Source organism: Kurthia sp. FSL E2-0154 (assembly GCF_038003625.1).
GTDB lineage: Bacteria > Bacillota > Bacilli > Bacillales_A > Planococcaceae > Kurthia > Kurthia gibsonii.
This window is the reverse complement of sequence record NZ_JBBOPO010000001.1, coordinates 2510094-2523356: the sequence shown is the minus strand read 5'-3', so window position 1 is coordinate 2523356 and position 13263 is coordinate 2510094. Positions and strand designations below refer to the sequence as shown.

Here is a 13263-nt window from a genome sequence, read left to right as displayed (position 1 = left end):
ATTCTTATAAGATAACTAGGGTATTGAACGGAGGCTGATTAAAATGAATACAAATCACTTTTTTAGAACAACGATGGCAACATCTTATACGGCACGAAAGTTTTTCAAAAAAGTTGTACATGATGCATATTTGCAATTACAACAATGGGATTCAGAAGTTGTATTAGAAGCAGAAGCATGGCGTTTATACACGGTTAAAATACAATATCGTGGACAGTCTTATCAAGTTGCCTTTACTAAAAGTGAAATTGACATTTTACAGCAAGAATCTCCGTATGCACTTGATCAAGCGATTTGGTTACATCTTATTCAGCAAGGTCTAGTCATTCAACCGTTCGAAGGGAATTACTTATCAAAAGTTTTAACTTCTTCAATTCAAAGAAAAATCTCATAAGAGACAGGCTAGGATAAAACATTTCACTTCCCTTTTTTAGCGTTCGCAACGAAAAACTGGAACCGTGCTACAGCGCGATTCCAGTTTTTTTATGCTCATGTGTGATAGTGTTTTTTGCACTTATGTCCTAGTCTGTTTAATTTGGTAATTTAAATTTTTGAATACTTTGTTGTAATTCTTCAGCTAAGTGTTGTAATTCTTGTGCAGTACGTTCCATACTTGCCATTGAAGACAAAGATTCTTCAGTAGAAGCAGATACTTCTTCTAATGCAGCTGCATTTTCAGTTGCTGCATCAATTAATACTTGTGAACTACTTGTCATCGTTGAAATAGTTGCTGCAATTTCTTGTGAAACAGCAGAAACATTTTCCATACGTGGTGTAATACTTTGCATATTTTTAACGATTACATCAAATTTCTCAGCTGTATTTTCAACCACTTTTGTTCCATCTTGCACATGATGAAGAGCAGATTCCATAATTTTCACTGTTTCGCCCGTATCATCTTGAACTGTTTGAATCAATGTTTCAATTTGTCCTGCAGATTGTTGTGAGCTTTCAGCAAGTTTACGAACTTCTTCAGCTACAACAGCAAAACCTTTCCCATGTTCCCCAGCACGTGCTGCTTCAATTGAAGCGTTTAATGCAAGTAAATTTGTTTGGTCAGCAATTGAGCGTATCATTTCTAAAATTGAATTGATTTCTTTTGTACGATCATAAAGTGAACGGACTTTTAAATCTGTTTCATTTACAGCCAATTGAATACTTTCCATCTTTTCAACAGTTTCTTGGATTGATTGTCCGCCTTCAAGAGCTTGTTGGTTTGCTGTTTGTGATAATTCAGTTACTTGACTAGTGTCTGAAGCCATATCTTGGATACCATCAGAAACTTCACCAAGAGCTTGGTTAGATTGTGCCATTTGGTTTGTTTGATGTTCATTATTAATCGTTACTTGTTGCAATGCAGCAGTAATTTGCTGTGAGCTTGCCATATTTTCGCTTGTACTTGCAGAAAGTAAGTCAGAAGACTCGCGAATGGTATTAGCATTATTTTTTAAATTAGATATTAAAGCTGTTAAATGAATTTTCATCTTTTCGAATGCTTCAGCTAATTGACCTACTTCATCTTTACCAGAAACCGTAATTTCAGTTGTTAAATCACCTTCACTGATTGTTAAAGCACTATCACGTAATTTTTTAATTGGCGAAATGATTGAACGAATAATGAAGAAATTTAAAATACCACCTAAAATTAAAGAACCAACAAGAATGTACATGATATTCATCCATGTTTTACTTGCTTGTGTAGTAGCTTCTGAAATATAAGTTGTACTTACAATTTTCCAATCAGATAAATCATTTGTTTTTAACGATAAAGTTTTATTATTTATATCTTTTGTGTCAGTTTTTTTATTGCTAGATATGATAGATTTCATCTCATCATCTACAGGTTTTCCAAGTTCCTTTGTCGGATGGGTAATATAGTTTCCATGTTGGTCAATAATAGAGATAAAACCCTTCTTGCCGATTTTCACTTCATTCGCTAATTTTTGGAATGAATTAATCGACATATCGATACCGACAACACCCATATCATTCGGTAACTTTTTTGAAATGGTAATAACCAATTTATTATCTAAAGCAGAGATGTAGGGGTCTGAAATTGAATAATCTTGTTCATTTAAAGCCCCTTTATACCACGGACGTTCTATTGGATTATAATCTTTTGGATAAATGTAGTAAGGCATTTGAATCATATCGCCCTTTGCAGATCCAACATACGCAATCTGTACATCATTATGTCCTTCTGCATACTCACTTAAAACTGTTCGTACTTCAGATTTCTTATCCATTTTTAAAGGCAGTTTTGAGATGCGATCTGCTAAATAATCAATATCATCTATTTTACTTTGTAATGTATTTGTGATATTTGCGTTCAATATATCTGAACTAGAATGCGCATATCCACCTTGCTGTTCAATTACAAGAGATTTGATATTTTGAAATGCTACAGTACTGATAATCATGCTAGGAATGATTAAAATTGCCGAAAACGAAATAATTAGTTTGGTACGCAAGCGCATATTTTTTAACATTTTCTAATAACCTTCTTTCATAAAATACATATATATTAGTATCGGAACAAAATATGTATTATAAACAAAAATGATGAATTCAAGTTGTAATAAAGGAAAATTAACATTTCATAGTGTTTTTTAGTAAAAAACTAATATTTTGTATAGGTTAATTAATGATTAAGAGTGTGATAAATATACTAAAAAAAAATTAATAGAATGAAAGTCATTAAATGTAATTTTGATATAAAAAAACAGCTTACAAAATAATGTAAGCTGCTTTATATATTGGTTGATACGATTAGTAAACTTTGTCACCGTTGAAAATTGAGTTTTTAACGATTACATAATCAACTGTACGGATAGCATCTAGTTTTGTGCCGCCAGCGTAAGAAATTGATGATTGAAGATCTTGTTGCATCTCAACTAATGTATCTTTTAAAGCACCTTTGTGCTCCACATACATTTTCTTACCTTCAACATTTTTCTTTTCACCTTTTTGGAATTCAGAAGCTGAGCCGAAGTACTCTTTTACTTTTTTACCATCGACTTCAACTGTTTTACCAGGTGACTCTTCATGACCTGCGAATAATGAACCAATCATAACCATTGAAGCACCAAAACGAATTGATTTTGCGATATCGCCATGTGTACGAATACCACCATCTGCGATAATTGGTTTCGTTGCAGCTTTTGAGCACCAACGTAAAGCAGCTAATTGCCAGCCACCAGTACCAAAGCCTGTTTTGATTTTTGTAATGCATACTTTACCTGGTCCGATTCCTACTTTTGTAGCGTCAGCGCCAGCATTTTCAAGTTCACGAACTGCTTCAGGTGTACCAACATTACCTGCAATTACGAATGCGTTTGGTAATAGACCTTTAATATGTTGAATCATGTTGATGACTGCATTTGAATGACCATGTGCAATATCAATTGTAATGAATTCAGGTGTTAAACCTAAAGCAGCTAATTCTTCTACGAATGTATATTCTTCTGGTTTTACACCTACGCTAATTGATGCGATTAAACCTTTTGATTGCATGTCTTTAATAAAGCCAATACGTTTTTCAGGGTTGAAGCGGTGCATAATGTAGAAGTAACCATCTTCTGCTAATTTTGTAGCAATTGTTTCATCAATGATTGTTTGCATATTTGCAGGGACAACCGGTAATTTAAATTTATGTCCACCAAGCTCGATTGTTGTATCACACTCTGAGCGGCTATTTACGATACACTTTGCTGGTACTAATTGAATGTCTTCATAATCAAATACGTTATCCATTGTTTAAAATACACTCCTAAAGGCGAATATTATTTTTGTTGGGACTATAAATGTTCGTCCTTTGGTAATTTACCTCATTTTCAAAGTCATGTCAAAGGTTTTGTGTATAAATATTTAGAAAATTTTTTGATGTTCACACAAATTGAACAATTTAAGACTTGTAAATGCTTTCATTTTAAGTTATAAAAACGAATAAAATACGTGGAAGTATGAAACTATCAAGACGAAGTGGTAACAATATGATAAAATTAGAATTTAAAGAGTAGTAAAATATATACAGTTATTGATTGCTTTATTCATAGATTGAAATACGGAAAGAGCAAGTGAGAAAGGAAGTTAGTCATGCGACAATTAGAAATAGAATTACGTGAACTTTTAATTGGTGCACCACCGATTAAAATTATGACAGAAGAAGAAATGGAAGAATTCGGAGAGATTGTAGATGCACATCGCGAAATCTCTTATGGACAAGTTGAAGTGTCAGATGAAGGGAAAATTACATCATTAATTATTGATTTAGAAGCCATTTTAGAAAATAATGATGTATCTTTAGATGAATATGAAGAACTATCAGCTGAAGATTTAAAAGAGATTGCTCAAGATTTTGTAGATGAATATGGTCAAAAGAATTTACAGTTAACTTCTTTTTCTGAGTGGGGCGATCAGACGTTTTTACTAACGTTTGAGGCAATGGATGTGCAGTATCAAATCCCACTACCTGATTCAGGTGCAACAATTGAGATGAATAAACAAGGTTTTGTATTATCCGCAACATTCAATCAATCTTATTATCAATTAACACATCCGAAACTTACAGTCGATGCAGATGTGGCATTGATGATTTATAAAAATAGAATGTTAGTTGAATTAGCTGCTTTCCAACAAGAAGATGAAATTCGATTAATGTACTACCCTAAAAATTTAAATGAAGTAGTTGGCGCAAACGGAGATATTATTTCATTAAATCAATTTTTAGAAAATGGTCCTGTTGAATTAGAAAAAGTTCCACCTGTTATGGAAATGTATGATGAAGCAATTTTGTTAGGTATTACACCGGATATGAATAAAGTTGAAGAAGAAAATACAGTTACATATGAACAATCTGACCAACATTATGTTAAATTCGATATGTCTGATGAACATCAATTGATTATTGATTCTACTCTGCCATTCAAAGAAGGGGACGAATACACACTAGATGAACTTCGTAAACGTGCAATTGCCTTTTTAGAATCCAAAGTAGGAAATGTGTCTGAACATTATTTATTAGAAGATGCATTCGTTGAAGAAGATTTAGAAGATGATGAAGATGATGAGTTAACAGAAGAGGAAATTGAGATGTTAAAAGCTCTATCAGCAGAAGATGGTGAGTATGAAGAGGAAGATGACGAAGATGATTCTTATGCTTTCGAACCATTTGTGACTTTTACATTCCACCGTTACATTAATGGCATTCCACTAAGTGAATATACAGCAAATATTGATATGGGTATTTATTCAGGTCGTGTAACAGATGCAGTGATTCCAATGTTAAAAGAAGAGCATATTGAGAATATGTCAATGGAACCGACAATTACATTAGAAGAAGCAAATGAAATTTATAAAGACTCCATTAAGATGGAATTAGCACGTGTTCCATATGAAGATGAAGAATTTACAAAATATGAATTATGCTATGTTGTAAAAGAAAAAGAAGTGGGACAACGCATTGAGAGAATTGATGCAGAGAATGGAAATATTTTTTATTATGATCAATTAGATGATATTGAATACGAAGAATAAATACATAAATTTTTATTTTTAAATAAAAAATTTATATTTTTCTTTTTTTCAGTATATTGACATAAAATAGTCTATAAAGTAGACTATTGTTAATTATAACAAACGAATATGACCTCACATTGACACAATTGTGAGGTAGAGGCGCGATATTTATTAGTAAGTAGCGGAGTACGAGAATACAAAGATGCTACTTAGAAGGAGATGTCGCCGAAGTGTATGGTGGGTTCTCAACATCATATGCTGGGTCTGCAATTAATAGTTGCAGGACTGTCTTACTTTTTTTACCCGAATAAAGTAAGTTGAGCTATCTCAATTGGGCAATGATGAGGATTTTTAGAAGGACTATACCAAAAGGTCTGGAGAAGTATCTCATCCACCTTTTGTTATAGTCCTTTTCGTTTTCACAATGGGAACATATTTAAAGGAGAGGTACAAATGAAAAAATCATGGGGAATATTTACAGCACTATTACTTGTGCTTGTCTTTGCATTAGCAGGATGTAGCTCGGAAGATTCGAAAAAATCGGAATCTTCAGGCGATAAAGAGAAAGAAAAATTTACAGTCGGTATGGAGGCGGGATATGCACCATTCAACTGGACACAAAAAGATGACGCTAACGGCGCTGTAAAAATCGAAGGTAATGCAGAATATGCGGGCGGTTATGATGTACAAATTGCTAAAAAAATCGCAGATAGCTTAGATCGTGAATTAGTGATTGTAAAAACAGAGTGGGATGGTTTAATTCCGGCACTTATTTCAGGGAAAATTGATGCAGTAATTGCAGGGATGTCACCAACAGAGGAACGTAAAAAAACAATTGATTTCTCAGATATTTACTACACTTCAAATCTTGTAATGGTCGTGAAAAAAGGCGGTAAATACGACAATGCTACATCAATTCAAGATTTCAAAGGTGCAAAAGTAACAGGTCAGTTAAATACGTCACACTATACAGTAATTGACCAAATTAATGGTGTACAAAAACAACCTGCTTCAGATAATTTCTCAGCAATGCGTGTAGCACTCGAATCAGGAAAAATTGATGCATACGTATCAGAACGTCCAGAAGGTTTATCAGCTTCAGCAGCAAATGATAAATTTAAAATGATTGAGTTCAAAGACGGTTCAGGTTTCAAAGCTGATAAAGCGGAATTCTCAGTCGCAGTTGGTGTGAAAAAAGGTAGCGAATTAACAGAGCAAGTGAATAAAGCATTAGCAAGTATTTCAGAAGACGAGCGTCAAAAGATTATGGAAACAGAGATTAAAAACCAACCAGCAGCAAAATAGAACGTACGTGGCTACCGACTGTCTTGTTTAGTCGGTAGCTTGTATTTTATAAGGGGAGAGCGAAATGAGTCTAGAATGGCTATTTGAAATTGCTAAAGATAATTGGCAAATGTTTTTACGTGGCGCAGGAATGACGATGTTTATTGCCACCGTCAGTACCATTCTGGGGGCGATTATCGGTTTATTAATTGGGGTAATTGATACGATTCCGAAAACAAAATCAGCATTTAAAATGATTGTATTAAAAGTCATTCGTGTCATCTTACGTGTCTATGTAGAGTTCTTCCGTGGTACACCAATGATGGTACAAGCGATGGTCGTATTCTACGGATTCCCATTGATTATGCAGTCAATTAAAGAATCAATCGGAACTGATTTTGGTGTCACAGGTGATATGAATCGTACAGTTGCGGCAGTATTAGTTGTATCCCTGAATACAGGGGCTTACATGGCAGAAATTGTCCGTGGTGGTATTGTCAGCGTAGATAAAGGACAATTCGAAGCGGCACAAGCAATTGGTATGAATCACTGGAAAACGATGATGCATGTCGTATTACCACAAGTTTTACGCAATATTTTACCAGCTACAGGTAACCAATTCGTTATGAATATTAAAGATACATCTGTATTAAATGTAATCGGTGTAACCGAGTTATACTTCGTCACAAAGTCAATTGCAGGTGCGAACTTTAGATACTTTGAATCATTCTTCGTAGCATGTTTAATCTATCTAGTCTTAACGATTGTTGTGACACAGATTCTACGATTCTTTGAACGTAAATTAGGTGGCACAGCCAACTATCAAATGTTAGATATTCCGCAGCCTAGAAGAGCTGAAGGACCAATGAAGTAGGGAGGTAATTTACATTGAGCACAGTCATTAATATTAAAAATTTAAGTAAATCCTTCGGGTCACATGAAGTCTTGAAGGACATTAACTTTTCAGTTGAAAAAGGAGAAGTTGTGACCGTAATTGGTTCTTCAGGTTCAGGTAAATCTACTTTATTACGTTGTTTAAATTTACTTGAAACACCAGATGGTGGTGAAGTGAATTATGAAGGTCAAAATGTATTAACACATATGGAAGATGTGAATGAGTACCGAACAAAGTTAGGCATGGTGTTCCAACAGTTTAATTTATTTAATAACTGCAATGTTTTACAGAACTGCACATTGGGACAGATTAAAGTATTAAAGCGTTCAAAACAACAGGCAGAAGAAATTGCGAAAGAATATCTAGATATCGTGGGGATGGGCAGATATATTAACGCAAGACCAGCTCAATTATCGGGTGGTCAAAAACAGCGCGTGGCGATTGCGAGAGCATTATCTATGAAGCCGACTGCATTATTATTTGATGAACCAACTTCAGCACTTGATCCAGAGATGGTCGGTGAAGTATTAAAAGTCATGAAAAAATTAGCAGAAGCAGGTTCAACAATGATTATCGTAACGCATGAAATGGAATTTGCGCGTGAAGTATCGGATCGTATTGTTTTCATGGATCAAGGTGTGATTGTTGAAGACGGAACGCCAGATGAAGTATTTAATCATCCAAAACATGAACGAACAAAAGCCTTTTTACAACGTACGTTTAAAAACTGAGGGTAGTATTTTATTATAATTAAGAAAGAATTGTGCTAAATCAGCATGATTCTTTTTTATTTTAAAATTGTAAAACCTTGCTCTATCAAGGATATCATCACTTTTTATACAAAATACTTTCATAAAAGACATAAATTGTTGTTTAGGAAATGGCAAATTAGTCAAAAATATTAACACATCCTAAAACAACTTAGAAAGTGGTGAGTGCGATTTTAGTAAATAAAAAATATGTTCGATTGTATATTAGTTTATTACTATTATGTTTTCTTATGATTCCTTCTTTCTCTATGGAAGGTAATCCACAAGCAAAAAAAGAACAACTGCTTATTTATGTGAATCAAGCAACGACCATGTATAAAAGTAAAGGAAAAGAAAATATAAATCGAAATTATCGCCAAGTATTTATAAGCAATATAGTAAGTCTGGTAGCTGGGTTAAGGTGAAAAATAGTAAGACACAAAAATATGTATGGATTAAAAATGTAAAAAGCCTTTCGAAATTACCTACTAAGACGAATGCAACAATGGAAAAAGAAATTGTGACATTAGTAAATAAAGAACGTAAAAAACGTGGAATTTCCTCTCTAAAAGTAGATACATCATTAAAAGAATACACACATTTTAGAAGTAATGATATGGCAATGGTAAATTATTTTGGTCATAGCAGTCCAAAATATGGACGCTGGGCAAATTTTCTTTATACAGGGGAATATAAATTTTCATTTGCAGGTGAGAATCTAGCGGCGGGGTACATGACTGCGAAAGATTTTATACAAGGATGGATGGATTCACCAGGCCATAAAGCAAATATGTTAAATCCTCGATTTGAAAAGATTAGCGTAACAGTAGTAAAAGGTACAAAAAATAGTGACTAGCCTACCTATGCTACACAATGGTTTGCTAAATAAATTGAACAGGATGGGACATAAGTGTGAAAAACTGGAATCATGCTGTAGCATGGTTCCAGTTTTTCGTTGCGAACGCTAAAAAATAAAAGTTAAATGTTTTGTCCAGCCGGTTTTGTTTTATGAAATAGTAGAGAATTATAAAGAGGCAGTGGTAAACTGAAGAAACAATGGGGATAAAGGAGAGACTAATGAATAAAAGAGTTAATCAGATATTTCGTTTTGAGTGGGTCTGGATTATATTAATAGCTGTATTTACAGCAATCAGTAGTGAAATTAAACTCTCTCCATTTAGTGGCGAAAATTTCCGTTTTGGCATGGGGAGTATTGTATTTTTTTTAATGTTACTTATTCGTATGCCAAAGCGTTACATACTAACGGGTATAGTTACAGCGTGTATTGTTGTTGGATTTCGTATATGTTTTCCATTAGAACAAGTGCCGAACATAACAATTTATAATCGATTCATTGAACATTATCCAGCAGGTGCTTATTATTTCGTATATATAATAGGTTTTCATTTTTTAAAGCTTAAAAATTTTATTGGACAACCTTTAAAATTAGGTTTTTTAGCAACATTTTTAGAAATACTAAGTAATAGTATCGAGCATCTATTACGTATTTTAACAACGGATGGTTTAACGAGTAGTTTACAAGAATGGTTACTACTCGCAGCAGTTGCTGTATTTCGTAGTTTCTTTGTTGTGGGATTATACAGCTCTGTCTTGTTATCTGAACAGAAAAAAAGATTGGAAGATGAGTTCGCGGTAGGGTCAGGTTTATATATTGAAACACTTTATTTACAAAAATCCATGAACCATATTGAGCAAATCATGGCAGATAGTTATGATTTATATCGTGTATTAAAAAAAAGCGAACAAAGAGAGTTTAGCCAAAAAGCTTTGCACATTTCTCAAGAAATTCATGAAGTTAAAAAAGATTCACAGCGTATTTATTCGGGCTTATCTGCAATTACACGATCACGTGATTATACACATTATGATTTATCCGAAGTAATAGAAGTAGCTATAGAAGGAAATCGTAAATATGCTCAACATTTAGAGAAAGAAATTACAATTTATACAACTGTGAATGTGAATTTTATTGTAAAAGAGCAAATGCTTTTTTTAGCGATTATTAATAATGTACTTGCGAATGCAATCGAAGCAATTAAGAAAAAAGGAAGCATCTCATTCATTATTAATGAATTAAACGATTCAATTTATATACAAGTAAGAGATTCAGGTAAAGGTATTTCAGAAGAAGATTTGCAATTAATTTATGAGCCTGGTTTTACAACTAAATTTAATGACAAAGGTGTCGCGGCAACAGGAATCGGTTTATCGCATGTTCAAGAGGCGATTCGTTTATTAGAAGGAGAGCTTCGTGTGCAATCGGTTATAGGAAAAGGTACAACATTTACAATTAAAATACCAAGGAGCAAAATTGAGCAGAGGGGCGAATAATAATGCGTTATTTTATAGTAGATGATGATGCGGCAAGTCGCCGTATGTTAAAAACGATTATTTTAGAAGAAGAAATGGGTGTAATCGTCGGTGAGGCAGATAGCGGTGAGTCGGCTATTCAAAAAATTATCGCAAGTGATCCAGATGTTGTATTAATAGACTTACTAATGCCACATTTAGATGGAATCGAAACAATTGATGAATTGCAAAAGCACGGATTCAAAGGAACGTTCATTATGTTATCTCAAGTTGTAAATAAAGAGATGGTGGGAGAGGCATATGAAAAAGGTGTCGAATTTTTTATTCATAAGCCCATTAATCGTATTGAAGTGCATAGTATTTTAAAGAGAACGAGTGAGAATTTAATTTTGAAACAATCGCTTATGACGATTCGTAAATCAATCATGAACTTTGAAGAAAGTACGAATACAGAAAATTATCGTAATTTAAAAGATATCGCACTTTCTATTTTGAACGACATGGGGATTGTTGGTGAGGTAGGAACAGATGATATTGTGAATATGCTGACGTATTTAGCTGAACAGGAAGAACATTCGATGCAACTACCACCGCTTAAAGAGTTATATGAAGCAGTAGCACGTAAAACAAAAATTGATCCACTTGAGATTCTAAAAGAGAGTAAAGCTATTGAACAACGTATTCGTCGTACAGTCGGTGCAGCAATGAATAATATTGCGACATTAGGTGTAGTAGACTATACAAATCCAGAATTTGAATATTATGCGCCACGTTATTTTGAATTCTCAGAGATTCGTACAGTGATGAAGGCGATTCAAGATGAAACAACACCTAAAAAGGTGAAGATTAATGTGAAAAAGTTCTTACAAGTACTCTATATCGAATCAAATGAAAAATTTAACAATAATTCTAGTAAAATATAATTCAGAAATCGTTTTCATATCAAAACAGCATAATAGTTACTTCAATGATAAGGAAAATATATGTTTTTGAACTTTTTTTGAAAATTTTATCTAATTAAAATGTCGGATAATGTCGGAAAATTAAGGTCAACCATAGAATAAGATTATAGTTTTTAAAAATTCATGAAAAAAACTAATATAATCTGAGAGGTGACTCATTGATGAAGAAGTTTAAATTAGGTCTAGCATGGCAGATTTTAATCGGTCTTATTTTAGGTGTTATTGTCGGTGCTGTATTCTACGGAAACGACAACGTAACTAAATATCTTCAACCATTAGGTACAATCTTTATGAACATGATCAAAATGATCGTAGTACCTATTATCATTTCAACTTTAATTTTAGGTGTAGCTGGTACTGGAGATATGAAGAAGCTTGGTAAACTAGGTTTAAAAACAATCGTTTACTTTGAAATTATCACAACAGTAGCTATTTTAATTGGTTTACTAGCAGCAAACATTTTCAACCCAGGCGCTGGCGTTGATATGGAACATTTATCTAAAGGTGATATTTCTCAATATCAAACAACTACAGAAGAAGTGAAGCATGGTGGTTTTGCGGATACGATTATTAGCGTCGTGCCAACAAATATTGTAGCAGCAATGGCTAGCGGTAATATGCTTGCAATCATCTTCTTCTCAGTATTATTTGGTTTAGGTGTCGCAGCAATTGGTGAACGTGGTAAACCAGTTCTAGCATTCTTCTCTGGTGTAGCAGATGCGATGTTCTGGGTAACAAACACAATCATGAAATTCGCTCCGATTGGCGTATTTGCATTAATCGCTGTAACAGTTTCAACGTTCGGAGTAAAATCATTAATTCCATTATCAAAATTAGCAATTCTTGTATATGTAGCAATGGCATTCTTCATTTTTGTTGTATTAGGAATTGTGGCAAAAATGGCGAAAATCAGCATCTTCAAGTTAATCAAAGTATTAAAAGAAGAATTGATTCTAGCTTATTCAACATCAAGTTCTGAAACCGTTTTACCACGTGTTATGAAAAAGATGGAGAACCTTGGTGCTCCAAAAGATGTTGTATCATTCGTTATTCCAACAGGTTATTCATTTAACTTAGATGGTTCAACATTGTACCAGTCAATCGCAGCGATTTTCATTGCACAAATGTATGGCATTGATTTATCAATCACACAACAAATTACATTAGTATTAACATTAATGGTTACTTCTAAAGGTATTGCAGGTGTACCTGGCGTATCATTCGTTGTATTATTATCAACACTTGGCGCTGTAGGTATTCCAGTTGAAGGCTTAGCATTCATCCTTGGTATTGACCGTATCCTAGATATGGCTCGTACAGCTGTAAACGTAGTAGGTAACTCATTAGCGTCATTAGTAATGGCTCGTTGGGAAGGTCGTTTCGATCAAGAGAAGTACGATAACTACTTTGAAAACCAATCAAAAGCATAATACAGTATTTATATAGTGAAAAAGGAGAGTACTCATATCGAGTGCTCTCCTTTTCTAATTTATGAATTGTAATATTTATTTCAGGGTATATGACT

11 protein-coding genes and 1 riboswitch are annotated in these 13263 nt (G+C 33.7%); of the genes, 9 read left to right on the top strand and 2 right to left on the bottom strand.

Annotated elements, in window-relative coordinates:
- Positions 1-43 precede the first annotated feature (43 nt).
- Positions 44-394 carry a hypothetical protein gene (locus tag MHB75_RS12575; protein ID WP_068457098.1) on the top strand — a complete coding sequence of 117 codons (351 nt, stop codon included), beginning with the start codon at positions 44-46 and terminating at the stop codon, positions 392-394.
- A 136-nt stretch (positions 395-530) separates the two neighbouring features.
- On the opposite strand, the gene MHB75_RS12570 is transcribed toward MHB75_RS12575, so the two are convergent.
- Both MHB75_RS12570 and guaC read right to left on the bottom strand, forming a co-directional pair.
- The gene (locus MHB75_RS12570) at positions 531-2420 is read right to left on the bottom strand and encodes a methyl-accepting chemotaxis protein (protein WP_340998069.1); all 1890 of its coding nucleotides are present in this window, start codon (positions 2418-2420) and stop codon (positions 531-533) included.
- 349 nt (positions 2421-2769) lie between these two features.
- Positions 2770-3753 (bottom strand): GMP reductase, encoded by a 984-nt coding sequence (gene guaC / locus MHB75_RS12565; RefSeq protein ID WP_068457104.1) that lies wholly within the window; start codon positions 3751-3753, stop codon positions 2770-2772.
- Between the two features lie 342 nt (positions 3754-4095).
- On the opposite strand from guaC, the gene MHB75_RS12560 reads away from it, so the two are divergent.
- From MHB75_RS12560 to gltP, 8 genes are all read left to right on the top strand, one after another.
- Positions 4096-5535: a hypothetical protein gene (locus MHB75_RS12560; protein WP_340998068.1), complete on the top strand. Its 1440-nt coding sequence runs from the start codon at positions 4096-4098 to the stop codon at positions 5533-5535.
- A 128-nt stretch (positions 5536-5663) separates the two neighbouring features.
- Positions 5664-5850, top strand: a riboswitch (Lysine riboswitch).
- A gap of 120 nt (positions 5851-5970) precedes the next feature.
- The gene (locus MHB75_RS12555) at positions 5971-6822 is read left to right on the top strand and encodes a transporter substrate-binding domain-containing protein (RefSeq protein ID WP_340998067.1); all 852 of its coding nucleotides are present in this window, start codon (positions 5971-5973) and stop codon (positions 6820-6822) included.
- 64 nt (positions 6823-6886) lie between these two features.
- Complete coding sequence (locus MHB75_RS12550; protein ID WP_141272367.1) at positions 6887-7675, top strand: amino acid ABC transporter permease; 789 nt, start codon at positions 6887-6889, stop codon at positions 7673-7675.
- Positions 7676-7689: 14 nt separating this feature from the next.
- Positions 7690-8427: an amino acid ABC transporter ATP-binding protein gene (locus MHB75_RS12545; protein ID WP_141272369.1), complete on the top strand. Its 738-nt coding sequence runs from the start codon at positions 7690-7692 to the stop codon at positions 8425-8427.
- Between the two features lie 439 nt (positions 8428-8866).
- A complete protein-coding gene (locus tag MHB75_RS12540) occupies positions 8867-9301 on the top strand; it encodes a CAP domain-containing protein (RefSeq protein WP_340998063.1) in 435 nt (144 codons plus the stop codon).
- 221 nt (positions 9302-9522) lie between these two features.
- A complete protein-coding gene (locus MHB75_RS12535; RefSeq protein WP_340998061.1) occupies positions 9523-10797 on the top strand; it encodes a sensor histidine kinase in 1275 nt (424 codons plus the stop codon).
- A gap of 2 nt (positions 10798-10799) precedes the next feature.
- The gene (locus MHB75_RS12530) at positions 10800-11699 is read left to right on the top strand and encodes a response regulator (RefSeq protein WP_340998059.1); all 900 of its coding nucleotides are present in this window, start codon (positions 10800-10802) and stop codon (positions 11697-11699) included.
- 200 nt (positions 11700-11899) lie between these two features.
- Positions 11900-13168: a glutamate/aspartate:proton symporter GltP gene (gltP, locus tag MHB75_RS12525; RefSeq protein WP_141272375.1), complete on the top strand. Its 1269-nt coding sequence runs from the start codon at positions 11900-11902 to the stop codon at positions 13166-13168.
- The last annotated feature ends 95 nt before the right edge of the window (positions 13169-13263 follow it).

Bases quoted from the DNA above. Each gene is read 5' to 3' on its own strand.
- MHB75_RS12550 (WP_141272367.1), top strand. From the start codon at position 6,887: ATGAGTCTAGAATGGCTATTTGAAATTGCTAAAGATAATTGGCAAATG.
- MHB75_RS12570 (WP_340998069.1), bottom strand. From the start codon at position 2,420: ATGATTATCAGTACTGTAGCATTTCAAAATATCAAATCTCTTGTAATT.
- guaC (WP_068457104.1), bottom strand. From the start codon at position 3,753: ATGGATAACGTATTTGATTATGAAGACATTCAATTAGTACCAGCAAAG.
- MHB75_RS12575 (WP_068457098.1), top strand. From the start codon at position 44: ATGAATACAAATCACTTTTTTAGAACAACGATGGCAACATCTTATACG.
- gltP (WP_141272375.1), top strand. From the start codon at position 11,900: ATGAAGAAGTTTAAATTAGGTCTAGCATGGCAGATTTTAATCGGTCTT.
- MHB75_RS12555 (WP_340998067.1), top strand. From the start codon at position 5,971: ATGAAAAAATCATGGGGAATATTTACAGCACTATTACTTGTGCTTGTC.
- MHB75_RS12530 (WP_340998059.1), top strand. From the start codon at position 10,800: ATGCGTTATTTTATAGTAGATGATGATGCGGCAAGTCGCCGTATGTTA.
- MHB75_RS12535 (WP_340998061.1), top strand. From the start codon at position 9,523: ATGAATAAAAGAGTTAATCAGATATTTCGTTTTGAGTGGGTCTGGATT.
- MHB75_RS12560 (WP_340998068.1), top strand. From the start codon at position 4,096: ATGCGACAATTAGAAATAGAATTACGTGAACTTTTAATTGGTGCACCA.